Source organism: Flavobacterium sp. C4GT6 (assembly GCF_036347315.1).
Classification (GTDB): domain Bacteria; phylum Bacteroidota; class Bacteroidia; order Flavobacteriales; family Flavobacteriaceae; genus Flavobacterium.
In genome coordinates this window covers 44,461-69,186 of the sequence record NZ_JAZGZU010000005.1, presented here as the reverse complement: position 1 = coordinate 69,186, position 24,726 = coordinate 44,461, and the positions used below count along the sequence as shown (strand labels likewise).

At 37.5% G+C, this 24,726-nt stretch carries 22 protein-coding genes; 7 read left to right on the top strand and 15 right to left on the bottom strand.

Annotation, left to right across the window (positions count from 1 at the left end; genetic code table 11):
- Position 1: 1 nt before the first annotated feature.
- The 5 genes from V3Z67_RS07940 to V3Z67_RS07920 form a co-directional block, all read right to left on the bottom strand.
- On the bottom strand, positions 2 to 484 hold the full coding sequence (locus V3Z67_RS07940) for a hypothetical protein (protein WP_330442796.1): 483 nt from the start codon (positions 482 to 484) through the stop codon (positions 2 to 4).
- A 29-nt stretch (positions 485 to 513) separates the two neighbouring features.
- On the bottom strand, positions 514 to 1,593 hold the full coding sequence (gene arsB, locus V3Z67_RS07935; protein WP_330442795.1) for an ACR3 family arsenite efflux transporter: 1,080 nt from the start codon (positions 1,591 to 1,593) through the stop codon (positions 514 to 516).
- 99 nt (positions 1,594 to 1,692) lie between these two features.
- Positions 1,693 to 2,109, bottom strand: coding sequence for an arsenate reductase ArsC (locus V3Z67_RS07930; RefSeq protein ID WP_330442794.1), 417 nt, complete (start codon positions 2,107 to 2,109; stop codon positions 1,693 to 1,695).
- Positions 2,110 to 2,122: 13 nt separating this feature from the next.
- Entirely contained in the window at positions 2,123 to 2,584 is a 462-nt protein-coding gene (locus V3Z67_RS07925) for a DUF6428 family protein (protein ID WP_330442793.1), read from the bottom strand.
- Positions 2,585 to 2,600: 16 nt separating this feature from the next.
- Positions 2,601 to 2,933 carry an ArsR/SmtB family transcription factor gene (locus V3Z67_RS07920; protein ID WP_035132326.1) on the bottom strand — a complete coding sequence of 111 codons (333 nt, stop codon included), beginning with the start codon at positions 2,931 to 2,933 and terminating at the stop codon, positions 2,601 to 2,603.
- A 183-nt stretch (positions 2,934 to 3,116) separates the two neighbouring features.
- On the opposite strand from V3Z67_RS07920, the gene V3Z67_RS07915 reads away from it, so the two are divergent.
- A complete protein-coding gene (locus tag V3Z67_RS07915) occupies positions 3,117 to 4,646 on the top strand; it encodes a SulP family inorganic anion transporter (RefSeq protein ID WP_330442792.1) in 1,530 nt (509 codons plus the stop codon).
- Here V3Z67_RS07915 and V3Z67_RS07910 read toward each other — a convergent pair.
- Both V3Z67_RS07910 and V3Z67_RS07905 read right to left on the bottom strand, forming a co-directional pair.
- A complete protein-coding gene (locus V3Z67_RS07910; protein WP_330442791.1) occupies positions 4,643 to 5,713 on the bottom strand; it encodes an alanine racemase in 1,071 nt (356 codons plus the stop codon). The genes V3Z67_RS07915 and V3Z67_RS07910 overlap by 4 nt on opposite strands.
- Positions 5,713 to 6,177: a GNAT family N-acetyltransferase gene (locus V3Z67_RS07905; RefSeq protein WP_330442790.1), complete on the bottom strand. Its 465-nt coding sequence runs from the start codon at positions 6,175 to 6,177 to the stop codon at positions 5,713 to 5,715. The genes V3Z67_RS07910 and V3Z67_RS07905 overlap by 1 nt, the downstream gene beginning before the upstream one ends.
- Before the next feature lie 143 nt (positions 6,178 to 6,320).
- Between V3Z67_RS07905 and nhaA the strand changes: the two genes are divergently transcribed.
- Complete coding sequence (nhaA, locus tag V3Z67_RS07900; RefSeq protein ID WP_330442789.1) at positions 6,321 to 7,520, top strand: Na+/H+ antiporter NhaA; 1,200 nt, start codon at positions 6,321 to 6,323, stop codon at positions 7,518 to 7,520.
- A gap of 40 nt (positions 7,521 to 7,560) precedes the next feature.
- Here the strand turns inward: nhaA and V3Z67_RS07895 are convergent, their stop codons facing one another.
- Both V3Z67_RS07895 and V3Z67_RS07890 read right to left on the bottom strand, forming a co-directional pair.
- On the bottom strand, positions 7,561 to 8,874 hold the full coding sequence (locus tag V3Z67_RS07895; protein ID WP_330442788.1) for a TIGR00341 family protein: 1,314 nt from the start codon (positions 8,872 to 8,874) through the stop codon (positions 7,561 to 7,563).
- A gap of 105 nt (positions 8,875 to 8,979) precedes the next feature.
- The gene (locus V3Z67_RS07890; RefSeq protein ID WP_330442787.1) at positions 8,980 to 10,122 is read right to left on the bottom strand and encodes an NAD(P)/FAD-dependent oxidoreductase; all 1,143 of its coding nucleotides are present in this window, start codon (positions 10,120 to 10,122) and stop codon (positions 8,980 to 8,982) included.
- A gap of 209 nt (positions 10,123 to 10,331) precedes the next feature.
- Here V3Z67_RS07890 and V3Z67_RS07885 point away from each other — a divergent pair, with 209 nt between their 5' ends.
- On the top strand, positions 10,332 to 10,760 hold the full coding sequence (locus tag V3Z67_RS07885) for a hypothetical protein (protein ID WP_330442786.1): 429 nt from the start codon (positions 10,332 to 10,334) through the stop codon (positions 10,758 to 10,760).
- 9 nt (positions 10,761 to 10,769) lie between these two features.
- On the opposite strand, the gene V3Z67_RS07880 is transcribed toward V3Z67_RS07885, so the two are convergent.
- The 4 genes from V3Z67_RS07880 to dapF form a co-directional block, all read right to left on the bottom strand.
- The gene (locus tag V3Z67_RS07880) at positions 10,770 to 11,420 is read right to left on the bottom strand and encodes a peptidoglycan-binding protein LysM (protein ID WP_330122739.1); all 651 of its coding nucleotides are present in this window, start codon (positions 11,418 to 11,420) and stop codon (positions 10,770 to 10,772) included.
- A 290-nt stretch (positions 11,421 to 11,710) separates the two neighbouring features.
- A complete protein-coding gene (gene mltG, locus V3Z67_RS07875; RefSeq protein WP_330442785.1) occupies positions 11,711 to 12,748 on the bottom strand; it encodes an endolytic transglycosylase MltG in 1,038 nt (345 codons plus the stop codon).
- A 13-nt stretch (positions 12,749 to 12,761) separates the two neighbouring features.
- Positions 12,762 to 13,295: a GNAT family N-acetyltransferase gene (locus V3Z67_RS07870; protein WP_330442784.1), complete on the bottom strand. Its 534-nt coding sequence runs from the start codon at positions 13,293 to 13,295 to the stop codon at positions 12,762 to 12,764.
- Positions 13,289 to 14,071, bottom strand: coding sequence for a diaminopimelate epimerase (dapF, locus tag V3Z67_RS07865; protein WP_330442783.1), 783 nt, complete (start codon positions 14,069 to 14,071; stop codon positions 13,289 to 13,291). The genes V3Z67_RS07870 and dapF overlap by 7 nt, the downstream gene beginning before the upstream one ends.
- A 114-nt stretch (positions 14,072 to 14,185) precedes the next feature.
- Between dapF and V3Z67_RS07860 the strand changes: the two genes are divergently transcribed.
- The 3 genes from V3Z67_RS07860 to V3Z67_RS07850 all read left to right on the top strand — a co-directional run bounded on the left by V3Z67_RS07860 (position 14,186) and on the right by V3Z67_RS07850 (position 18,199).
- Positions 14,186 to 15,580: a Do family serine endopeptidase gene (locus V3Z67_RS07860; RefSeq protein ID WP_330442782.1), complete on the top strand. Its 1,395-nt coding sequence runs from the start codon at positions 14,186 to 14,188 to the stop codon at positions 15,578 to 15,580.
- Positions 15,581 to 15,702: 122 nt separating this feature from the next.
- Positions 15,703 to 16,068 carry a hypothetical protein gene (locus tag V3Z67_RS07855; protein WP_330442781.1) on the top strand — a complete coding sequence of 122 codons (366 nt, stop codon included), beginning with the start codon at positions 15,703 to 15,705 and terminating at the stop codon, positions 16,066 to 16,068.
- A gap of 106 nt (positions 16,069 to 16,174) precedes the next feature.
- Entirely contained in the window at positions 16,175 to 18,199 is a 2,025-nt protein-coding gene (locus V3Z67_RS07850; RefSeq protein ID WP_330442780.1) for a T9SS type A sorting domain-containing protein, read from the top strand.
- Positions 18,200 to 18,253: 54 nt separating this feature from the next.
- On the opposite strand, the gene V3Z67_RS07845 is transcribed toward V3Z67_RS07850, so the two are convergent.
- Entirely contained in the window at positions 18,254 to 20,311 is a 2,058-nt protein-coding gene (locus V3Z67_RS07845; RefSeq protein WP_330442779.1) for a T9SS type A sorting domain-containing protein, read from the bottom strand.
- 343 nt (positions 20,312 to 20,654) lie between these two features.
- Here V3Z67_RS07845 and V3Z67_RS07840 point away from each other — a divergent pair, with 343 nt between their 5' ends.
- Positions 20,655 to 22,103: a glyceraldehyde-3-phosphate dehydrogenase gene (locus V3Z67_RS07840; protein ID WP_330442778.1), complete on the top strand. Its 1,449-nt coding sequence runs from the start codon at positions 20,655 to 20,657 to the stop codon at positions 22,101 to 22,103.
- A gap of 150 nt (positions 22,104 to 22,253) precedes the next feature.
- Here V3Z67_RS07840 and V3Z67_RS07835 read toward each other — a convergent pair whose 3' ends face one another.
- Entirely contained in the window at positions 22,254 to 24,521 is a 2,268-nt protein-coding gene (locus tag V3Z67_RS07835; protein WP_330442777.1) for an aconitate hydratase, read from the bottom strand.
- Positions 24,522 to 24,726 lie beyond the last annotated feature (205 nt).

Sequence of the window (24,726 nt, the reverse complement as noted above, 5' to 3'; positions counted from 1 at the left end):
ACTAATAGTCGTTTTCTTCCCTTCGTTTTTGTTCGGAAAGGATTAATTCCTCATCAACATCAAAAACATATTTATTTAGAACCGCAACTACATCTTCAAACGAGAAACAGATGCTTATTTCCTTTTGGATAATATCAGCATTCTCGTATTGGGTAATTATACCTTCATCATAATCTATACATCTTGAAACCTCATCTTTAAGATCTTCAATATGATATTCACCCGCATATTCCCAAACAGGCTCCACCTCAAAGTCCGGATTGTATAAGGTATGCGCCACTGCCCTGTTTACCAGTGTATCTTCAAAAAACTCTGACCTTAGGAAATAGCGCCACTTCTTACCATCTTTATCATACAATAGGGAGTGGTTATCTTTTATAAGCAGTTCTGTAGCCGGAGCTTTTTTTAAATTCTCCTCTTCCGGAATGAGGTCCACATGATGAGAGTCGTATATATCAACTAGCGGAAATTCGGGTTTCTCCATAAGCAAGGTACTTTATCATAAAAATAAACTTATTTATCTAACGCAGAAACTCCAAAATATTTTTTCTTTATCCAAAAAGCTAAGTTAACCAATGCTATAAGAGCAGGCACTTCTACCAAAGGACCAATAACACCTGCAAAAGCCTGACCGCTGTTTATTCCAAATACTCCAATCGCTACTGCTATAGTCAACTCAAAGTTATTACCCGCTGCCGTAAATGATATGGCCGCCGACTGACTGTAGTCTGCTCCTGTTTTTTTAGCTACAAAAAAGCTAACCACAAACATTATTACAAAATATATGGATAACGGTATTGCTATTCGCAATACATCCATTGGGATTTCAACAATAAGCTTACCTTTAAGACTAAACATTACCACTATAGTAAACAATAGAGCTATAAGGGTAAACGGAGAAATAAAAGGAATGTATTTAGTATTGAACCACTCTTCACCCTTCAGTTTAATTAATATATAGCGCGATGCTATACCTGCCACAAACGGAATACCCAAATATATGGCCACACTCTCTGCTATATCACCCATAGTTACTGCAACCTCAAGCCCTGTTATACCAAACAGCGGAGGTAAAAGCGTAATGAACACATAAGCATACACACTATACAATAGCACCTGAAAAATACTGTTTAAAGCCACAAGCCCGGCAGCATACTCCCTGTTACCTTCGGCAAGTTCGTTCCAAACCATTACCATAGCAATACAACGTGCAATACCTATTAAAATAAGCCCCGACATATATTCCGGATAGCCTTTTAAAAATAAAATTGCCAGCACAAACATTACTATAGGCCCAATTACCCAGTTGAGTAAAAGTGATGCACCAAGCACTTTGGTATTCCTGAAAACTTTACCTATATTTTCATATTTCACCTTAGCCAATGGTGGGTACATCATAACAATTAACCCCACTGCAAGCGGAATATTTGTTGTACCGCTTGAAAACGAATTGATAAGACTCTCGGCATTAGGAGAAAAGTAACCTATAGCCACACCAAGAGCCATTGCAATAAAAATCCAAAGTGTAAGGTAACGGTCTAAAAAGCCCAGCTTTTTCCTTTCGGCAGCCGGAGCACAATTATTAACACTCATATATAAAATATTACAGAGCAATATTTCCTGCCTCCACCTAATGCAAACCCTAAACGACACATAAAAAGTTTACCGGCAAAGGACAGAAAATATTACCCTTTATATTACCATCATATTTATAAAATCTTCGCAGTAAGTTTTAATCATACCTCGCACTCTCCTGAACTCGGCAGCTATCTCCTCTTCAGTTCCCTCATATTTTGACGGATCAGGGAAATTATAGTGAAAACGCTGTGCTTTAGACGGGAAAAATGGACAGTTCTCCTTAGCATTATCACAAACCGTGATTATAAAATCAAAATCTACATCACTGTATTCGTTTACATTATTAGAAGTATGTCCTGAAATATCAATACCATCTTCCTTCATAAAAGCAATAGCCTTTGGGTTAACACCGTGAGTTTCAACACCGGCACTGTAAATCTCAGCCCTTCGTTCGCCAAAATGCTTTAAATAACCATGCGCCATTTGGCTACGGCAGCTATTACCCGTACACAATACTAAAATTTTTGTCATCTTATTTTATTAATTAACAGCAACCTCCTCCTGGTGTACAGCAGGACTGCTCATTTTTAACCCCTGCTTCTTTTTTCGTTTCGGTAATACCACAGGCATCCTCAGCAAGGCAGGCCGTATTTTTAACAGTAAGAAGGAAGTCCTTTCCGTCAAAATCAAGTCCGTACTTATTAATAGTCACTCCCTGATACTCCACCTCAATCACACTATCCTCCATACCCAGTACACGTTCAGACAATGCTATAATATTACGCAACTTCTTCGGTTTTAACCTATGCTCAAAATCGTTAGCATCCCATAACTGGAAATTAGCCACAACCTCTTTCCTTACCGTTCCGCCACAGTCTATAAAATTGTAGGTTACAACTCCCACTTCTGTTACATGAAAATGTTCGGGCACATAGCTCCCGTCCGGCAAACGAAAATTTACCGTTTCTACTGTTTCCAGTATTGTTTTGATTTCAGACAACTTCATATTCAATTCATTTTAATTAACAACAATCAAATTTCTTTTTAGAAAGCGATACTGTAATATGATCAAAAAAAGATTTTATTTTCTCAAATCCTTCCTCATCTATACAGTAGCAAATTGCCGTCCCTTCAATATTCCCCTTTATAAGTCCGGCATTTTTGAGTTCTTTTAAATGCTGAGATACCGTTGGCTGTGCCAATGGCAACACTCCCACTATATCCCCGCATATACAGGAATCAACCTTTAACAGGTATTCTATAATAGCAATACGTGCCGGATGCCCTAAAGCTTTTGCCAAAGAAGCAAGGTCATTTTGCCCCTTTGTAAACTGATCTGATTTAGTAGCTCCCATATTATTATATTTATATATTGCAATATTACGATAAAAAGAATTACAAATACAATTTAAATGTTAATTTTTTATTAAGAAAACCTGCAATGCTACCCCATAAAAACGGTTTATAAAAAAAGCCCTATTTTTGCGCCTTTTAAAACAGCAGCCTACGCTAATCTATTAAAATACAACACTTTTATAATGAACAAAGTTTTCAACCTGTTTGATTTTTCCCAAAAAGTAAATTATAAAAACGAAATCCTTGCCGGACTTACCGTTGCCATGACCATGATACCCGAATCGCTTTCGTTTGCGATACTGGCAGGTTTCCCTCCTCTTGTAGGGCTGTATGCTGCCTTCATTATGGGGTTTATCACATCGATTTTTGGCGGACGCCCGGGGCTCGTATCAGGTGGTGCAGGTGCAACAGTAGTCGTACTTATCGCCCTTATGCAGTCGCACGGCATTGAATATGTTTTTGGAGCTGTTGCTCTTGCCGGTGTTTTACAGATAGCAGTAGGACTTTTTAAATTAGGAAAATTTATACGACTGGTACCACAACCTGTTATGTATGGTTTTGTAAACGGACTTGCTGTTATCATTTTCATGTCACAGCTGGAGCAGTTTAAAAACGGTGAAAGCTGGCTTAACGGAACTCCACTCTTTATTATGGGTGCGCTAGTAGCGCTTACCATTGCTGTAGTGGTACTGTTCCCTAAAATCACTAAAGCTGTGCCGGCATCTCTTGCTGCTATTATAGTGGTGTTTTTAGTAGTTATAGGTTTTGGTATTGAAACAAAAACTGTTGAGGATATCGCATCTGTTCAGGGTGGTTTCCCTCCATTCCACATACCGGAAATACCATTTACTTTTGAAGCCTTAAAAATAATTTTCCCTTACTCACTTATAATGGCAGCCGTAGGACTTACCGAAGGTTTACTTACCCTTAATCTGGTAGATGAAATTACTAAAACAAGAGGAAACAGCAACAGGGAATGTTTAGCACAGGGAGCAGCTAATATTACAAACGGATTCTTTTTCGGGATGGGGGGATGCCCAATGATTGCTCAAACACTGGTTAATCTTTCGGCAGGATCCAGAGCCCGATTATCAGGAATTATAGCATCATTAACCATACTAGTTATTATACTTGTTGGCGCACCTGTTATTGGGAAATTACCAATGGCAGCACTTACCGGGGTAATGATTATGGTAGCCATAGGTACTTTTGAATGGGCAAGCTTTAGCATTATAAACAAAATGCCTAAATCAGACATAATTACAGGTATACTGGTAGCTCTTATTACCATTTTTATGCACAATCTTGCGCTTGCCGTATTGATAGGAGTGATAATATCGGCGCTGGTATTTGCATGGGAAAGTGCCAAGCGCATACGCGCAAGGCACTATATAGATGAAAATGGCATTAAACATTATGAAATTTACGGACCGCTTTTCTTTGGTTCTACAACCGTATTTGCTGAAAAGTTTAATATAGATACTGATCCGCAGGAAGTTATTATCGACTTTAAGGAAAGTCGAGTGTCAGACATGTCGGCAATAGAAGCCCTTAACGGTATTACTAAAAAGTATCATGAAGCAGGAAAAACCGTTCATTTAAGACACCTTAGTGAAGACTGTAAAAGACTATTAAAAAATGCCGAAGCCGTTATCGATGTAAATATTATAGAAGATCCTACTTACAAAGTAGTGACCGATATCCAAAATTAAACAATACGTTTTTCAATATACTTAGAGTTCATTATGCGCACTATACCCATGTAGTCCATAGTGAACTCTACTAAATCTCCTACTTTATACCCTTTAGGATTTTCTCCTAAATCAAGTACCACCATATCAGATGTAGCACCGGCATATTTAATATCGGTATCAGTAGTATCAAGATGCTTCATATCTATATCCAGAAGTCCTATGTCTATAATGGCACGTATTGAGGTCTTACCCTGATTGTTTTCGTCAAAATCAAAAGTATCCCCTTCAAGATTTGTTCCCATTTCACCACTTGGAATCATCGGTTTTTCATACAGCTCGATAACTTCGGCATAAAGCTTAAAGATATCATTCTCCATATTATCAAGCTTCTCGCCGTTATAGACATCTGTCCCCATAAATAAGGTTTCCCCTACCCTGAAGTGATTTATTCCTACCGGAATAAGCCCTTGCTTAACCAATGGTATGGTTACCGAAGATCCCCCTGAAATAAACGGAATGTTCACATTAAACTTGATATCTACCAATTGCTTGTAAAGGCTTAACTGAATAAGTTTATCATTATTAGGAAGAACCCCATACAGGCAGGACAGGTTTGTACCAAGCCCTATGATCTCAATATTCTTCATTTGGAAAACCTGCGAATAGAAATCTACAAAGTCTTCACGCATTACCCCTTCACGCAGTTCCCCCAAATCAATCATTATAATGATTTTATGAGTAACCCCTTGTTTTTGAGCCTCTTTAGAAAGCATTTCAATAGTCCTGAAATCAGTATTCATACTAATATCAGCATATTTTATCACATCTTTAATAGCGCCTTTTGCAGGAGGTTTAATGTAAATAGTCTCTACATTCTTATCAATCGCCTTGATTGTTTTAAGATTACTTATTCTGGAATCAGAATACTGACTGATTCCCATTTTAAGAAGTTCGGTAAGATAGTCTTTGTTACCACATAGTATTTTTGTAACAACCGACCAGTATATGTTGTTTTCTTTAAAAAACGAGTTTAAGTAGTTAAAGTTCTTTTTTAATTTTTTTGTATCGAGTGTTATAAAAGCCATTAGATTGTTTTTTTGTACCTCATTTCAAGATACTTATTTGTAAATCCAAGATTCTCATAAAGTCTTTTCGCAGGATTATCGGGTTCAACATGCAATGCCACATCTCCGTTACTGGATTCAAGGGCCTCCTGCATTAGTTTCTTACCAATACCTTTACCTCTCTGGTTAGGATCTGTTGCGATATATACCAAAATATTTTCCGGTATATAACCGCCCATTCCGGTTTCATTTATCACCACAGCGCCTACTATAGCATTGTTTTCTTCAAGCCTTGCTGTAAGCACTAGTCCGCCTGTGGTTTTATCCTTATCATTATTCTTATTTAAAGCATAATTAACTGCTTTGTTAATATCACCCTCAGGGTCTCCATATTGTTCTAGGCTTTTGTACAAAAAGTTAACAACTTCTTTTTGTAATTCATTATTCATAGATTCATTTGGATGATATTTTTGAATTTTTATCATTCTTTTTTGTTTAAAATTAGAAAAAACGCAAGATAACTCTTTAAAAAGCCAATTAAAAACTATTCCTGTTAAAAAATGTTAATATTAGTTTTTAAGCCATTAAAATTACCTGCCAAAATTCAACGATTTTGTATTTTTGCAATATGGCAAAACTCATTAACCTAAAAACATTTAAAGAATTTTTTAATTCTTCATCAGGAGGGGGTATTATCCTCCTTATTTGTGTAGTAATATCACTGGCAATAGCAAATAGCCCTTTAGCTTGGGGCTTTGAAAAATTCCTGCACACCGTAGTAGGATTTAAAACTGAAAGTATAGACCTGGATTTCTCGGTTATCCACTGGATAAACGACGGACTTATGGCTATATTCTTCCTTTTGGTAGGACTTGAGATCAAAAGGGAAATTATAGAGGGAGAACTTTCTTCTATTCGACACGCATCATTACCTGTACTCGCAGCCATTGGTGGTGTAGTTGTACCGGCAACAATATATTCGTTATTTAATGCTGGCACTCCTGCTGTTCACGGATGGGGTATACCTATGGCTACCGATATTGCTTTTGCTTTAGGTATTGTTTCGTTACTTGGAGATAAAGTACCTAGCGGACTAAAAGTTTTCCTTGCTGCACTGGCAATTGTAGATGATCTTATGGCTATTCTGGTTATTGCTATTTTTTACACCTCTAACTTACATTTAGACTATCTTATATACGCAGCCGGTGTTTATGCTATAATGATAGGTTTTAACCGCATGCGACTTAATAATATATTCTTTTACATCATTCCGGGTATGGTAATGTGGTACCTAATACACCACTCAGGCATCCATGCAACTATTGCAGGGGTTCTTACAGCATTAACACTACCTACTACCCCTGATGATAAAGAATCTCCGCTTGAAAAACTGGAGCATGCACTGGCTAAACCAGTAAACTTTTTAATCATGCCTATTTTTGCAATCGCTAACACCAACATTACTTTTGTAGACGGAATGGTAGAAGGACTTACAGGCAATGTAGGTTTAGGTATTGTATTAGGACTGTTTTTAGGTAAGCCAATAGGTATTTTCCTTATGTCATTCATTTCGGTTAAGGCTAAGATTGCCGAACTCCCTGAAAAAACTACCTGGACACATGTACTGGGACTTGGAATGCTGGGAGGTATTGGCTTCACCATGTCTATATTTATTGCCCTACTATCATTTAAGGATAGCGTACCACTGCAAACCGAAGCTAAGTTTGCCGTATTGGTAGCATCTGTATGCTCTGGTATAATAGGATTTGCATTACTTAACTTCTACAGTAAAAAGAAAAAGAAAGAGGCTATACCTCAACAGGCATAAATAAAAAAGGAGAGTTTTTAAAACTCTCCTTTTTTATTTTTTATTTCTTCCTAAATATCTCAACATTCTTGACCGACAGTCGTTCATTTAACCAGTTTCTGAGTTTTACTTTCTCCTCATCACTCAGGTCCTCCTCCGGTGTTTCATACAATACTGCTGTTATACCTACAATACTGTCTTTTGCAGTAGCCATATCATGATGCGAAACCGAAAATGATTTAATATTAGGAAACAGCGATTTGGCTTCTCTTAAAAACCTTTTGTTATCAAAGGTATTAGCGGCAATTTGTTTTTCCAGCTGAACTATTTTTAAATCCTTCTGACTCACCTCATTCTCATTGCTTTTAATCTGTTTAAGAATATCCCCTTTCAAAACATTAAACCTATCGGTACTATCCTGCCTTATAATAAGCTGAGTACCTTTTATATATTTATTATTATCAATTCTTTCCTGCAAACCTGTTATCTCCTTCTTCTCAAACCTTTTATCTAAAAATGCAAGTTCAAGCCTTTTGGGTGTAGCATTGAACTTTGTATTTTTATAAACAACAGTATATCCCCTATCGGTAAATTCATTTTCAATAAAATTATCTATACTCTTTTTAAACTGCTGCTCCATATACAAAGAGTAAGCCAGATAACTTGCCGGAAGAAGCATCACAAAAGTTAGTACAGATATCATAACTTTCACCCTTTTTTGCTGCTTTTCGTCAACCTGTTTCTTAGGCTGATACTTCAGATATTTGATAATGGAAAAAGTAGCAATACCAATAAACACACAATTTATACAGTACAAGTAAAAAGCCCCCAGAAAAAATGACCACTGAAAAGTTGCTATACCATAGCCCGCCGTACACAATGGTGGCATTAATGCTGTTGCTATTGCCACACCCGGTATTGGATTACCCTTCTCTACCCTGGTTACCGCTATTACCCCTACCAAACCACCAAAAAAGGCTATTATAATATCGTAAATGGTAGGTGCTGTTCTTGCTAAAAGCTCCGACTGTCCATCTTTAAAAGGGGTTATTAAAAAGTATATAGCCGAAAACACCAAACCTACAGCGGTAGCATTTAATAAGTTTCGTAGTGATTTTTTTAAAAGCGTAAAATCATAAACTCCCAGTGCAAAACCGGCTCCTACTATAGGACCCATTAGCGGAGATATTAACATGGCTCCAATTACCACGGCTGTAGAGTTTACATTTAACCCTACCGAAGCTATAATAATAGCACAGGCTAAAATCCAGAGATTTGCACCCTTAAACTCAATACTCTTTTTAACACTCTCAAGGATTTTCTCCCTATTGTCTTCCCCTTCATGGAGATTTAGGATAGCTGCTATTCTTCTCATTAATTGTAGTTCATTTTTGCTAAAAGTAAAATAACCATTACTTATATCATAGATAAATAATGGTTATTGCAATTTATTACTTATTGTAGAATAAAAGCAGGCTATTTAAGAAAAAAGCATTCCTTTAATCCTACTGCTTAAAGTCTGCATTATATCTGTAGGGTATGATCTTTTACCCATAAACACATCAGTCATAGCCTCAAATGACCTTTGTCCGTATTTTTTCATGAAAAGATTTCTTATTTTAGGCTGACTGTATAAAAATTTAGACAGCATTAAACCCGTTTTTATTTCAGGTAACATTTTCTCATTCAGTTTTGCCAAATAAAGCCCTTCGGCCGCTTTAACATCCTGTTTGCTTTCTATTATGGCCTCGGCAGCAAGCAACCCACTGTATATGGAATTGGAAATACCTTCGGCCGTAACCGGATCTGCAAAACCGGCAGCATCGCCTACTAAGAAAACATTATTCTTTACAAAACCATCTGTTCGTGGTGATACCGGTATTTGGAACCCGTGTTGAGACTCTGTAATTACATGATCTATACCTAATGTTACAAGATAATCCTGATACCATTGTTTAAGGTTTATTTTTGTTCTTTTACTGGAAGCTACACCAATAGACAAATGATTCTTTTTAGGAAAACTCCACGCATATCCTCCGGGAATAGCATCAATATCAAATCGTACTGTTTTGGACAGTCTTTCAAAATCAGCTTCAGAAACTTCAACCTCATATTCCAGTGCAGGTATTAATTTCCTTGTATCCTTATCCCATCCTGCCATTTTTGCTGTAGGACTCAAAGCACCATCAGCAGCTATAACAAAACGTGTACTAATTTCTTCTCCTGTTGTAGATAAAACAACTTTATCAACCTCATTTCTTAACCCGGTAAGCTTACAACCATCAATAACCACTCCTCCTTTTTCAGTTACTTTATTTACAAGAAACTCATCAAAGGCATCACGCATTACCATACTAATAACAGGTTCATCTCTATTAGTTATAAGATGAAATTCATCACCAATTATAATATCTACCTGAGAGAACTCCTTTTCTACCACCTCACTAATATCAAATGGCAGCATTTTACGCCCTCTGTACACAAAACCTCCTCCGCAGGTTTTATATCGTGGTAATTTTTCCTTTTCAATAATAGCTACTGATAATCCGTTTTCTGCCAGTTTAAATGCAGCTCCGGCTCCGGCAGGCCCACTACCTATTACTACAACGTCAAAGTGTTTCATTTGTAAGAAATTATATATAAGTTTAGTCTTGTTTTAAGTGTAAAATTATTACTTTTATTTTTTTCCAAAAATACCGACTATATCATAGAATAATGATATTATTTTGAGCAATTATTTTACTTTTTAAAAAAATATCTGAAATTTAAATATTAATTTTTCCTTAAAAAAAAATGTTTCACTATATTAGCCATTGCTAACCAGTAAGTTATATGAACACCCCACTTGAAATAGTAGCAGGAGCTCTGCTCCTAATGATTTTCCTCATATACATCATAAATAAAATACCGATGTATAGAGAGGAAAGACTTGAACTGCTCAATAAATACAGGAAAACCCAAAACACTTTTCTTAAAGTACAGGATTCCTTAAGCGATTACATACTTACGCATGACGCTATTGAAGAGCCAATACTTCCCGGCATTAGCTGTGGTGAGTACCTGCACCAAATGAAAAAAGAATATTCCCACAACCTTTCAAAACCCTTATTACATAAAATAAGAAGATGTAACAACAGGAGAGTAATAAACAAAATCAACTCCATGCTAAACGAACAGAGTAACAAGATTAAAAGAACTAACGATTTAATAAGTGAGTTGCAAAAAAAAAGCTCTGATAACTCAGAGCTTTGTGTGGTGTAATTTTACTTCTTAATCCAGTTTTACTTTAGGGTTTGGATTTGCAATGATGTTTGAGGTATCATAACCTCCAAACTTTTTCATGTAGCTTCTTAACGAAGTTCCAAAACCATCTTTAAAACCTTGTGTACCGTTACTTCTAAGGTATTTTTTAACCGATCCCGCTCCTCCTAAGTGAGCTGCGGCAAGTAATCCTGATTCGGTAATTTTAACCCCGTTGATTACTTTTCCTTCGTAACGTTTAATCTCTTTTCTCAACTCCCACTTATTTTTAGAAAGCAATGCTTTAAAAGCTCGTTCCTGTAGTTGGGGGCTGTTCAAGAACTTTTTAGCGTCTTTTATTCCTACAGCTCTAAGGGCACTTTTACCAAACTGGTATTTTCCCATATAGCCGTAAGGATTTACTAATTTATAAAGTCCTTGCGACTCTTTAATGGCTATCGCCTGTTTAAAGCCAATGTACGACTTCCCTGTAAACGGAAAGTTATAACTTATTTTGGCTGTCTCATCAACCGTTGGCACGGTATAGTTAGTAATTTCATCTTCGGCAAGGTGAAAACCTTCTATTCTGCCAAATTGTTTTGCATCGTTAGTTTTGAATCCAGAACTTACTACTGCAATAAAAAGGGATAACCCTAAAAAATAACTCCATTTTTTTATCATAAATGTTGATTTCTCACAGCCTGTCACCCCGTGAAATTTCTCGCCGGCAAAGATAACAAAAATTATTAGATTGATTTACAATAATTTAACTCTTCGCTTTAAATTTAACACTAGATTAGCAGGTTTGATTAAGACAGAATTTTCTGTAACACCTGCAAACACTGGTGTTGCGGAAAAACCACACCAAACTGCTCTTAAGAGAATATTTTTTTGATTTATTAATAATAATTAACCCCGAAAACGTTTTATTGCTTTCGGGGTTTTATGCTTTAAAATCGGTAAATGTATCGTTATTTAATTCCCATTTTATTTACCCATGCTACATATTTTTGCCTGTTTTTAGCATGTTGAGCCCCTGTAACGGCAAACTCATGATAACCAAAATTAGTTACACTGGCACAAAAATAAATGTAATTATGCTGCTCTGGGTTAAGCACTGCATCTATGGCAGATATATCGGGCATAGCAATAGGTCCCGGTGGTATACCGGCATACATATAGGTATTGTATGGCGAGTCCGTTTCAAGGTGTTTAAAATACACACGTTTAATTACCTGCTCATAATCGCCTGATTCTCTTTTTACTGCATAGATAACCGTAGGATCGGCCTCCAGTTTCATTCCTTTTTTCAGTCTGTTAAGGTAAACTCCCGCCACTCTTGGTCTTTCATCTACCTTTACAGTTTCCTTGTGCACTATAGATGCCAGTGCCGAAACTTCCAGTGGTGTAAGCCCTAAAGCCTCTGCTTTTGCAAGCCTATCTTTATTCCAAAACTTCCTGTATTCTTTTGCCATCCTTTCGCGAAACTTGCCCGGGCTAACATCCCAAAAGAATTCATAAGTATTAGGAATAAACATACTTAACGCATTGTCTTCATTAAAACCGTTATCCGCTAAAAACTTCTTATCGGTAAAAGCAGTGTATAAAGAAAGGCTGTCTGGCTCTATTTGTTGTGCTATCCTTCCTACCACATCAGAAAGTGTTTCCTGGTTGTTAAACGACAGTTTTACAGGAACTGGCTGGCGTAATGAGTTTATTATCTCATTACTGTTCATTCCTCTTCTAAAGAAAAACTTACCGGCTCTAACATTCCTTACATACGATTTTTTTTCGGCCACCATCCTAAAGCGCTCCATATCTTCAATATAAGGCTTTACAAGCGCTTCAACTTCTTCATAAGTAGAATTGGTTGGCACATATATCGCTACGCTGTTTTCAGAAAAAGCAGTATTAGGCGAAAAAATATCCTTGTAAATAGAATAGGCATATATACTGGCAGCAGTAACAGCCACAAGGGAGAATATCCCTATTATTTTTCTTAGTTTCAATTTAAATAGCTTATTATTGTTTGTTGTTTATTAACTGATAAAGAGCTTCGTCCTTATACTGGCCATGTATTTTGTTCCAGTCTTTTTTAACCCCTATCTGTTTGAAGCCAAAATTAGTAAAAAGAGAAATACTTGCCGTATTATCTGTACCAATATTTGCATACAACTGATGCAGTTGTAATTTACTGAATGCATAGTTAATAAGTAAGCCTAAAGCTTCCTTACCTACGCCTTTGTTTCGGTTTTCGGCATCGCGTATTATAATACCAATACCCGCCCTTTGGTTTACCGGATCAAAATCAAACAAATCTATAAGCCCCAAAGCTGTAAAGCCGTCTTTCTCACAAATTGCAAGCCTTAACTGTTTAGCCTCATAAATGTCCTGATGGGCATTTTCAAGATACTGTCGTATTAAAAAACGACTGTATGGTGTTTGGGTATTGCTTACTTCCCATATTTCCTCATCATTCTCAATACTGTATATAAACTCAAGGTCCTCTGGTTCGAGAGCCCTTAAAAATACCGTATCTCCCTGAAGTGTTACCATTCTATCTCTCCTTTAAATACAAATGTTGCAGGCCCTGTAAGGAACACATCACTAAAATGATCTCCCACATGTTTAAACGAAACCTTAAGCTCACCGCCTTCGGTATTAAGAGTTACTTCATTTGCACTTGTTTTTCCGGTTACATTCATGGCTATTGCTACTGCTGTTACTCCGGTTCCGCACGAAAGTGTTTCATCTTCCACTCCCCTTTCGTAAGTACGAACATCAAAAGTGTTTTCTCCGGCCGGACTAACAAAGTTTACATTAGATCCCTTATCACCATAAAGTCCGCTGTAACGAATGGATGAACCTACTTTCTTCACATCAAAAGCGTCAAGCCCTTCCACAATTTCCACATGGTGTGGTGATCCTGTATCCATAAATACATAATGCTCATATACCGACACCGAATTAACATCCTTCATTTGCAACGAAACAATACCTTCATCATTCACCGTTGCATAATGCAGACCATCGGTCGCTATAAAATTAGTTTCATCGTCAATTACACCCAGCATCTTTGCAAATGCTACCAGACACCTTCCGCCATTACCGCACATAGAGCTTTCATTTCCGTCGGAGTTATAATACACCATACGAAAATCAACATCTTTATCGTTCTCTAGTAAAATGAGACCATCGGCACCAATGCCAAATTTGCGGTCGCATAGTCTGGCAACGAGTTTGGTATCATTTTTGGGAAATAAATTATTGCGATTATCAATCATCACAAAGTCGTTACCGGTCCCTTGGTATTTGTAAAAGGTGTATTGCATTTTTACAGGTGTTTTGACAAAAATACGAATATTAACGACAACACGAAAGGCTGATTCTCGCTTATATAACACAATAAATTTTTACCACAAAAATTAAAAAAACTGTTAAGGATTATGAAAAGAATTTCAGGTTTATTCCTTGTGGCACTTTTAAGCGGTGCCATGACCTTAGGAGCTTACAAACTGGTATTTGAAGAAAATACACCGGTTGGTTCTGAATTATCTGTAGCTCCTTCGCAAACAAATTTTGCTAAAAATGTTAACTACCTGCCGGAAACAGGCGACTTTACCGCTGCGGCAGAAAAAGCTGTACACACCGTTGTTCACGTTAAGAACGTTTCTTACAGCAAAGCTCCGTCTAACCCCTATAGTTATTTCTTTGGCTACGATCAAAGAGAAGCACAACCACAGGTAGGCACAGGATCGGGCGTTATTATTACCGAAGACGGCTATATTGTTACCAATAACCACGTGGTTCAAAACGCCAGCGAACTGGAGGTAACACTAAACAACAACAAATCGTACAAAGCCAAACTAGTAGGAACCGACTCTAATATGGATATTGCCCTACTTAAAATTGATTCCGAAGAAAAACTGCCGTTTGCCACTTTCGGTAATTCAGATGATATTAAGGTGGGCGAATGGGTATTGGCTGTAGGTAACCCTTACAACCTTACCTCTACCGTTACTGCCGGTATTGTTTCGGCTAAGGCACGTAACCTTAGTAACGATGGCATACAGTCATTTATTCAAACCGATGCTGCCGTAAACCCGGGTAACAGTGGCGGTGCACTGGTAAATACCAGAGGGGAACTTGTAGGTATCAACACCATGATCTCGTCAATGACAGGATCGTATGTAGGGTACTCTTTTGCAGTACCTTCAAACATTACACGTAAAATTATTGAAGATATTATGGAGTACGGTAATGTACAACGTGGTGTGCTGGGTGTAAAAGGTGGTGAGCTGAACAGCTATGCTTCAAAAGAGCTTGGCGTTAGCGAAACTCAGGGCTTTTACATTAATGATGTTATTAAAGATTCGGGCGCTGATAAGGCCGGACTTAAAAAAGGCGACATTATTGTAGAGGTAGATAACCGCACTATTAACAGCTTTGCCGATTTAAACAACGCAATCGGCACAAAACGCCCTAATGATGTGGTTAATGTAGGCGTTCACCGTGACGGGGAGTTACTTACTCTTCCGGTTAAGCTTTCTAAAAACGACATTAACACCTTTAAATACAATGGCCTTGAGCTGGAAGATATAAGCAGTGGCGAAAAACAACAGTATAAAATAAACTATGGTGTTAAGGTTAAGGAAATTAATGACGAAAGCCTTATGCCTTACTACAACGAACTTAAAGACGGAATCATTTTAAGCATTGGTAACTACAAAGCAAAAGACATTGAAACCGTTTCTAAAATTCTTTCTTCTAAAAAAGCTAACGAAAGAGTTCGTGTAGAAATGATTACTAAAAGCGGCGAACTGGTTAGATTCCTTATTTAACCGTCTGCCCGCCAAATAAACAGAAGCCTCTGTTTTAACAGGGGCTTTTTATTTACTTAAATACAACCCTCACATAACACTAATCAAACACCACCTGAGTTAATTTTGGACAAACCAAAAACATGAAGAAAAAAGTACTCAGGAAAACAGAAACATTCCTTCACTTTCTAACAGCTGCCATAATACTTATTAAAGGTTATGATGAGCTAACGAAACACATTTTCTTTCCTGCTTTTATACTCCTTAGTTTCGGTCTTCTGGTTTTGGTAACATTGCTATTATGGCGTCCGCTTAGAATAAAACCAAAAGAAGCCCGAAGATCATGCTACTTTATAGAAGCCCCGGCACTACTGGTAATATCTTATGTTGTTTACCTTGAAGGACGACACACTGTTCCCTATATTTTTTTAATAGCAGCATTTCTCTATCCGGCTATGGGTTTTATATCTTCTAAAAAATGGAAGAAAATCAACAAACAGCACTTTTAGGTTTTTGTCATAAAAATTAAATCTTTCATCATAAAAATTCACTTTTACGCTAAAAGTTTAACATCATAGTTTATTTTTGCTTTAACTATTTAAAAACTACTAAACTATGATAAAAAAATATGCTGCTGCTTTATGCTGTTTTGCTGTGCTTGCCGTTTGCCATAATACAAATGCACAGGATAAAAAAAACAGGCAAAAAGCTTATTTTGGTAAAACCTTGCCGGCAGACACAAACGGACACATACCGTGTGTAGCAGACGAGTACCAAAACTACTTAAAGAAAACCCACCCTACCCTGCAATCGCGTGAGGAGTTTGAAATTAATATGGCTGCTAAAATTGAAGCTTCAAAAAATAATTTTCAGCTAAAAAACACCAATACAATAATCACATTACCTGTTGTTGTACACGTTATTCATAACGGAGATGCTGTAGGAACCGATGAAAACATAACAGATGACCAGGTAATTTCACAAATACAGGTACTTAACGAAGACTTCAGGAAAATGCTGGACACACCTGGTTATAACAATCATCCAGATGGTGCCGATATGGAAATAGAGTTTTGTCTGGCACAAAGAGACCCTGGAGGAAGCCCCTCCACAGGTATAGAACACATAAACCTTAGCAGGGCAAGCTGGGACAACTTTGAAGATATTGATTTAGTACTTAAAGCCGAAACCCAGTGGGACCCTGAGCGCTACCTTAATATCTGGGTTTGCAAAATGGGAGGAGAAATGAGTGGTATTGGCGGTTATGCTTACTATCCGGAACTATCAGGTCTTGAAGGCCTTGAAGGTTCTGAAGGGTTTGCTGAAATTGACGGAGTTATCCTTTCTTACCAATGCATGGGAAGCGAAGACCTTTACCACGAAGGTGATTATATTTTCGGGCGTGATAAAGGCAGAAGCGCTACTCACGAGGTAGGACATTTTTTTGGACTTATACATATATGGGGAAATGAAGACAGTTGTGATGCTACTGATTTTTGTGAAGACACCCCTCCTGTAGTTGGACTTCACTTCTCCTGTGCAGAAGTAGACACCTGTACAGAAGATTTAAAGAGTGACATGATTGAAAATCACATGGACTACACACTGGACGAGTGTAAAAATGTTTTCACTAACGATCAGAAAACACGAGTATGGACCGTACTTGAAAATTCACCAAGACGCATGTCACTCGCAACATCAAACAGCTGTGTTTACCCTGAAGATGTTGAGTTTGACGGCTCTCTTAATATAGACAATATAGAAATGGCATGTTCGAGCCCGTTTAGTGTTCAGCTAACATTAACCAACATAGGTAACACAACAATGACCGAAGCTACCATAAGCTACATTATTGATAACGGAGCAGTACAAACATACACCTGGACAGGTGAACTGGCTACAAGTGAATCTGAACAGGTTACCATAACCGGGTTAAATTCAACTGCCGGTTCTCACACCCTGTTTGCCGATGTTGCTACAGTTAATGGTAATGCCGATGTTTATGAATTTAACGACACCAAAAACAAAGACTTTGTTGTTGCAGACAACCAAAGCTATGCAACTGAAAGTGTAACTCTAACCCTTCAAAATGATATATGGGGAAGCGAAGTAAGCTGGGAACTTAAAAACGGAGAAGGTGATGTACTATATAGTGGCGGACCTTACGAAGATACCGATGAAATGCCGGGAGCCATTATGCAGTTATTTAATGTAAACATCAACGAGTGTTACCTGTTTACTATTAAAGATGCTTTTGGTGACGGTATTTGCTGTTTATCAGGAAACGGATACTACACTCTTACAACAGATGACAATACTGAAATCGCTTCAAACGGAGATTATGGTTTTGGAGAATCTGTTGGATTTACTATTACAGAAGAACTTAATCTAAATGATTTTGCTTTACAGGGAATAGGTATATACCCTAACCCTACAAGCGACAAACTTTATATCACATCAAAACAATCTCTTGATGCTGAATATACCATATACAATAACCTTGGGCAGGCAGTTAGCAATGACAGTATTTATATAAACGGACAAACCGAAATTAATATAGGTAGCTTGAGTATAGGTATATATTTTATTAAAATAACATCGGGCGAACAGACCAAAACATTTAAATTAATAAAACAATAAATACAAAAGGGACGCATTAGCGTCCCTTTCTCCTTAAACATTAATCAACTATATTTATTGCTTCACCACTTTAATGGTAGATGAAGCGTCTACAGTAATCACTTTAACCATATAAGTACCGGCTGTTAACTGAGACATATCTAACTGTACCTCATTTTGAGTGTACGATTTCTCAATTACCCTTTGCCCTACCAGGTTATACACCTCTATACCAGTAATAGTATTAGTGTAAGACATGTTAAGCACATTGCTTACCGGGTTAGGATAGTACTTAAATGTTCCAAAAGCAAAACTTTCGTTTCCTAAAATTACACCTACTGCAAACGGCGCACTTTCACAACCATCTACAGTTTGTGTTATATAATATGTTGCATTAGCATCTACAATAGTATCTCCAGCAAGAGCATTTTCTCCAGCAAGAGCATCTTCTTCAGAAGCATACCAGTTAACCACAGCACCTTCTTCAACTGTAACTTCAATTTCAGCTAAAGTTGGATAAACTAACAAATCCGGATCTACATCAAATGATTGTTCCGATACACCTGTAGGTGCAGAAACAACAGTAACCATAACCATAACAGCAGTTCTCATTTCACTTTCACAACCACCATCAGGCACTTGTGCCGCATAATAAGTAGCACCATCAACAAGAACATCTGTTTCAGTAAGCATATCACCATCTTCAGCAGCGTTATACCATACTACAGTATCACCTTCCGCCATTAGGTCTGCTACCACGGCTGATGAACAGAAATACTGTACAACATCAGCAACAGGTGCTTCGGTATCACATGTAATATTAAGTAAGTAATCCTCAATTTGCCCGTAACCATCTCCATCTTCACTTGAGCAAGGATCTGAAGTATAAGCATCATAAGATTTAAAAACTCTCATAACAGTTATTCCGGTCATTGCATCTGCAGGGATTGCAATAGTCCCGGTAACCTGCTGTCCGTCTTCACCTGTAGAAGTATCTAAAAATCCTATTTCAAAACTTTCTCCTTCATCATTAAGATTTCCGTTATGATTAAAATCAATAAAAACAGTTAAGTAGTTTTCATAAGACCCGTTTGTATTACCCTCTACAACAACAGTATACTCTTCCCCTAAAGAAACTTCTCCGGGAGCCATACCTGTAAAGTCTTCCATACCCGGACTACTTGTGTCTAATGAGGATGAGTTTTCTATACCTGCAAATTCTACATAAGTTATAGGCTCTGTACCACTATCAAAATCTACATCGCAATAACATGGCATACCTGTTTGTACAACCTGTACAGGAGTGCTGGCTGTAAATTCGGCACTACTGTCGCAGGTAACAACTGCCCGATACCATGTATCCTGTGTTTGAGTAGCTGTATAAGTTGACATATCACCTCCTTCAGCCACATTAGTAAATGTTTCGCCATCAGTAGATGATTGCCACTGATAACTTAATCCTGAAACTGAATAAGCAGGAGAAAGCGATAGGCTAATATCAGCAGTACTGCATGCTTCAACTATTGAAGAAACAGTTTCTACTACGGCAGGAGCACCCGTACATTCCATATCAGCCTGAATTGCTGTTACATCATCTATTATAATTATAACATCAATATATTCATCAGGCCCCGGCACTGCTCCGGGTTCAGCATAAATTCTTAAATATACTTCTCCTGCAGGTGGTGTAAAAGTAACTGTTCTTGTAGCACAGCTACCGGAAACAACGTGATTTGAAGGGTTAACCGTTTCTACTAATGTCCAGGGACCTGTAGCAGACGAACCATACTCTAACGTGAAACTCCCCCATGCAGGAGAGTTAGGTAATGCCCCCTCTGTATCCCAGTCTAATAATTTATAACTATAACTTAAGGTAACTTCAAGTCCGTTAGAATTCCCAATAGATGGTGAAATAGTCTCTGCCGGATAAGCATCTTCTCCATCATAAACATAAAAATTACCATACAGGTTTGCGTCACCTGAGCATACATACCACCAGTCTTCTTCAAAATCTCCGTTCCAATCGGAATCAAAATCTTCAAAACCCTGAGAGTAATTTATCTGTGCATTAGACACAGTAACTCCAAAACAAATAAATAAAATGTAAAAAATTAAGCGTAGGTGTGTTTTCATATTAATTATTTTAATGTTAGCAACTAAATATACTACAAAAAACAATTAAAAAGTTATGAAAAACTCATTATTAGGTAATTAGCATTCATTTTTCACATTTTGACATAAAATTCTCACTAACATAAAATTATTTTTTAACTATTACTTAACACAAACCAGTCAAATACATCGTTTTCGTAACAATAGTTATAGTATAATATTTATAATTTCAATAATTATCATCGTTTTAACTCAATTATTGATTTTTTAAAAATAAATAAAAAACATTGAAAAAAATTTTTACGAAAACGTTTGAAATATATATTTTTGCAATCAAATAACACACTAAACTATTTCTATCTTCATGAACAATAATGTTTTATACGAGAAAGAATTATCCTTCCAGGCGGACAGACGCAGGGCGGGTGTAGAATTTATTAAAATCGTTAGCGACCTATGGTATGACAAGTCGATTGAACTGGTTCTTTTCAGAAATCAACTTATTGACCGTAACGTTAGCGACATTATTAACCTTCATGAATATGCCGGAGAGTTTGTACAGAAACCAATAAATATTTTTGACTCTGTTGAGATAGCTAGAGCTATCCAGTCGTTAGACCTTCCTCCATCACGTATAGACATTGGTAAACTTACTTACGAGTACCACATTGAAGACAACAAGTATAACGATGCAAAAGCATTTGTTATAGACAAACTAAAAGACGCTAAACAAAGTAAAAACATCCAGCCTAAAGATGTTGTTCTTTATGGTTTTGGTCGTATTGGTCGTCTTTTAGCAAGAGAAATGATGTCTAAAATAGGTAAAGGAAACCAACTTCGCCTAAGAGCCATTGTTACCAGAGATAAAAACGATGCCGTACTTTTAGAAAAGAGAGCTTCTCTTTTACGTTGTGACTCTATCCATGGTGATTTTCAGGGATCAGTTATTGCAGACCCCGAAAACAATGCCCTTATCATTAACGGTACTACCGTTCACATGATTACGGCAAACGCTCCTGAAGATATTGATTATACAGAATATGGTATTGAAAATGCATTAGTGATTGATAACACAGGTGCATTTACAACCGAAGAGGCTCTAAAACGCCACTTAACATCTAAAGGAACAGATAAAGTATTATTAACTGCTCCCGGTAAAGGTGTTCCAAACATTGTATATGGTGTTAACCAAAACGAGTACAACCCTGAAGAAGTAGATATTTACTCTGCCGCTTCATGTACTACTAACGCCATTACTCCTATCCTTAAAGCTGTAGAAGACACTTTAGGTGTAGTAAAAGGTCACCTTGAAACGATTCATGCTTATACTAACGACCAAAATCTTGTAGACAACATGCACAAGAAATACCGTCGTGGCAGAGCTGCTGCCCTTAACATGGTAATTACAGAAACAGGCGCAGGTAGCGCTGTTGCAAAAGCATTACCATCGCTTGCAGGAAAGCTTACATCAAACGCTATTCGTGTACCGGTACCAAACGGGTCACTTGTAGTACTTAACCTTGAGGTTGAAAAACCAACATCGGTTGAAGAGATTAACAATACAATGAAACATTATGCTCTTGAAGGACAACTTGTAGAGCAAATTAAATATTCTTTAAACAACGAACTTGTTTCGTCTGATATTGTTGGGACTTCTGCCCCTTCAATTTACGACAGCAATGCAACAATTGTATCTGCAGACGGCAAGAACGTTGTATTATATGTATGGTATGATAACGAATACGGTTACAGCCACCAGGTAATTCGCCTGGCTAAGTACATAGCTCAAGTAAGGAGGTACACTTATTATTAATAGATGCGGACAGCTGCGGAAACGCAACTGGAAAAGCCGACCCAAAAGGTCGGTTTTTTTTATGTCTATATTTTTTAAAACATTCAAATCAGTACATAAAAAAACTCCCGTGCAATGCACGGGAGTTTTATATTTATATTAACCTATCGATTAAGCGTTTGAAGCTGCAGCAATAAGGTTAAGAGCAGAACCAGCTATAAACCAGCCAATTTGACCTTCATTGTAAGAGTGGTTAGCCATAATTACATCTTTAGATCCGTCTTTGTGAACCACCTCAAGAGTAAGTTGCTTGTTAGGAGCAAACTCTTTAAGATCTACAAAGTTGAAAGTATCACCTTCCTGGATTTTATCATAATCTGCCTCGTTAGCAAAAGTTAACGCAAGCATACCTTGTTTTTTAAGGTTAGTTTCGTGAATACGAGCAAATGACTTTACAAGTACCGCTCTAACACCAAGGTGTCTTGGCTCCATTGCAGCGTGCTCACGTGAAGAACCTTCACCATAGTTGTGATCACCCACTACTACTGTAGGAACATTTGCTGCTTTATAAGCACGTTGTACTGCAGGTACAGCGTCATACTCACCAGTTAGTTCGTTTTTAACTGAGTTTGTTTTCATATTGAAAGCATTCACAGCACCAATTAACATATTGTTAGAAATGTTATCAAGGTGACCACGGAAACGTAACCAAGGACCAGCCATAGAAATGTGGTCTGTAGTACATTTACCAAATGCTTTGATAAGAAGTTTTGCACCAGTGATATTCTCACCATCCCATGGTTTGAACGGAGCAAGAAGCTCTAAACGCTCTGAAGTAGGGCTTACAATAACCTCTACACCACTACCATCTTCAGACGGAGCTTGATAACCAGGATCTTCAGCATCAAATCCTTTTGGAGGAAGCTCATTACCTGTTGGCTCATCAAGCATTACCTCTTCACCGTCTTCGTTGATTAACTTATCAGTTAATGGGTTAAACCCAAGGTCACCTGCAATAGCAAGAGCAGTTACAAGTTCGGGAGAACCAACAAATGCTAATGTGTTAGGGTTACCATCGGCACGCTTAGAGAAGTTTCTGTTAAACGAGTGAACAATAGTATTTCTTTCTTCTTTCTCAGCACCTTCACGATCCCACATACCAATACATGGTCCGCAGGCATTAGCGAATACAGTAGCACCAATCTTATCAAAAGTATCAATAAATCCGTCACGCTCTATAGTGTAGCGAACTACCTCAGAACCCGGAGTGATTGTAAACTTAGCTTTAGTTTTAAGTTTCTTTTCAGCAACCTGCTTAGCAAGAGAAGCCGAACGTGAAATATCTTCGTAAGAAGAGTTAGTACAAGAACCTATAAGTCCTACCTGTACTTGTAAAGGCCAGTCGTTTTTCTCTGCCTCTTCTCTCATTTTAGAGATAGGAGTAGCTAAATCCGGAGTGAAAGGACCGTTTAAGTGTGGTTCAAGCTCAGAAAGGTTAATTTCAATTACCTCATCAAAGTACTGCTCCGGGTTAGCATAAACCTCTGCATCAGCAGTAAGGTAATCTGCAACTGTAGCAGCAGCATCAGCAACATCAGCTCGGTTTGTAGCTCTCAGGTAACGGTCCATAGACTCATCATAACCAAATGTAGAAGTAGTAGCACCTACCTCAGCACCCATGTTACAAATAGTACCTTTACCGGTACAAGACATAGCCTTAGCACCTTCACCAAAATATTCTATAACAGCACCTGTACCACCTTTTACAGTAAGGATACCGGCAACTTTTAAGATAACGTCTTTAGGCGCAGTCCAACCAGATAATTTACCGGTTAACTTAACACCAATTAATTTAGGGAATTTAAGCTCCCATGCCATACCAGACATAACGTCTACAGCATCAGCACCACCTACACCAATGGCAAGCATACCTAAACCACCTGCATTTACAGTGTGAGAATCGGTACCAATCATCATACCTCCAGGGAATGCATAGTTTTCTAAAACAACCTGGTGAATAATACCGGCTCCCGGTTTCCAGAAACCAATACCATATTTATCTGATACAGATGATAAAAAGTCAAAAACCTCATTACTTTGCTCTTTAGCACGTTTTAAATCGGTTTTTGCATCAATTTTAGCCTGGATAAGGTGATCACAGTGTACAGTTGTTGGAACTGCTACTTTATTTTTTCCTGCATGCATGAACTGAAGCAAAGCCATTTGTGCAGTAGCATCCTGACAGGCAACTCTGTCTGGGGCAAAATCTACATAGTCCTTACCTCTTGCAAAAGCCTGTGAAGGCACGCCTTCCCACAGGTGGGAATATAAAATCTTTTCAGAAAGTGTAAGAGGACGACCTACAAGATCACGTGCTTTATCTACACGCTCTGCCATGTTCTCATACACCTTTTTGATCATTTCAATATCAAAAGCCATAATAAGTATATTAATGTTCGTTTGTAAAAAGTGTGTAAATTTACTGATTATTGCAGCAATTAAAAAATTTTTATTGATTGATTAATTTGCAGCAATTATTATTTATAAACATTCTATAATACTGCACATATCTCAATAAAATTAAGAAGTTAACCCAAATATTTAAGAATTCTTAATTTTTTCACTCTATATTGATAATTCCTAA

Coding starts and splice junctions, on each gene's coding strand:
- V3Z67_RS07940 (WP_330442796.1), bottom strand. CDS start 484: ATGGAGAAACCCGAATTTCCGCTAGTTGATATATACGACTCTCATCAT.
- arsB (WP_330442795.1), bottom strand. CDS start 1,593: ATGAGTGTTAATAATTGTGCTCCGGCTGCCGAAAGGAAAAAGCTGGGC.
- V3Z67_RS07930 (WP_330442794.1), bottom strand. CDS start 2,109: ATGACAAAAATTTTAGTATTGTGTACGGGTAATAGCTGCCGTAGCCAA.
- V3Z67_RS07925 (WP_330442793.1), bottom strand. CDS start 2,584: ATGAAGTTGTCTGAAATCAAAACAATACTGGAAACAGTAGAAACGGTA.
- V3Z67_RS07920 (WP_035132326.1), bottom strand. CDS start 2,933: ATGGGAGCTACTAAATCAGATCAGTTTACAAAGGGGCAAAATGACCTT.
- V3Z67_RS07915 (WP_330442792.1), top strand. CDS start 3,117: ATGAACAAAGTTTTCAACCTGTTTGATTTTTCCCAAAAAGTAAATTAT.
- V3Z67_RS07910 (WP_330442791.1), bottom strand. CDS start 5,713: ATGGCTTTTATAACACTCGATACAAAAAAATTAAAAAAGAACTTTAAC.
- V3Z67_RS07905 (WP_330442790.1), bottom strand. CDS start 6,177: ATGATAAAAATTCAAAAATATCATCCAAATGAATCTATGAATAATGAA.
- nhaA (WP_330442789.1), top strand. CDS start 6,321: ATGGCAAAACTCATTAACCTAAAAACATTTAAAGAATTTTTTAATTCT.
- V3Z67_RS07895 (WP_330442788.1), bottom strand. CDS start 8,874: ATGAGAAGAATAGCAGCTATCCTAAATCTCCATGAAGGGGAAGACAAT.
- V3Z67_RS07890 (WP_330442787.1), bottom strand. CDS start 10,122: ATGAAACACTTTGACGTTGTAGTAATAGGTAGTGGGCCTGCCGGAGCC.
- V3Z67_RS07885 (WP_330442786.1), top strand. CDS start 10,332: ATGAACACCCCACTTGAAATAGTAGCAGGAGCTCTGCTCCTAATGATT.
- V3Z67_RS07880 (WP_330122739.1), bottom strand. CDS start 11,420: ATGATAAAAAAATGGAGTTATTTTTTAGGGTTATCCCTTTTTATTGCA.
- V3Z67_RS07870 (WP_330442784.1), bottom strand. CDS start 13,295: ATGGTAACACTTCAGGGAGATACGGTATTTTTAAGGGCTCTCGAACCA.
- dapF (WP_330442783.1), bottom strand. CDS start 14,071: ATGCAATACACCTTTTACAAATACCAAGGGACCGGTAACGACTTTGTG.
- V3Z67_RS07860 (WP_330442782.1), top strand. CDS start 14,186: ATGAAAAGAATTTCAGGTTTATTCCTTGTGGCACTTTTAAGCGGTGCC.
- V3Z67_RS07855 (WP_330442781.1), top strand. CDS start 15,703: ATGAAGAAAAAAGTACTCAGGAAAACAGAAACATTCCTTCACTTTCTA.
- V3Z67_RS07850 (WP_330442780.1), top strand. CDS start 16,175: ATGATAAAAAAATATGCTGCTGCTTTATGCTGTTTTGCTGTGCTTGCC.
- V3Z67_RS07845 (WP_330442779.1), bottom strand. CDS start 20,311: ATGAAAACACACCTACGCTTAATTTTTTACATTTTATTTATTTGTTTT.
- V3Z67_RS07840 (WP_330442778.1), top strand. CDS start 20,655: ATGAACAATAATGTTTTATACGAGAAAGAATTATCCTTCCAGGCGGAC.
- V3Z67_RS07835 (WP_330442777.1), bottom strand. CDS start 24,521: ATGGCTTTTGATATTGAAATGATCAAAAAGGTGTATGAGAACATGGCA.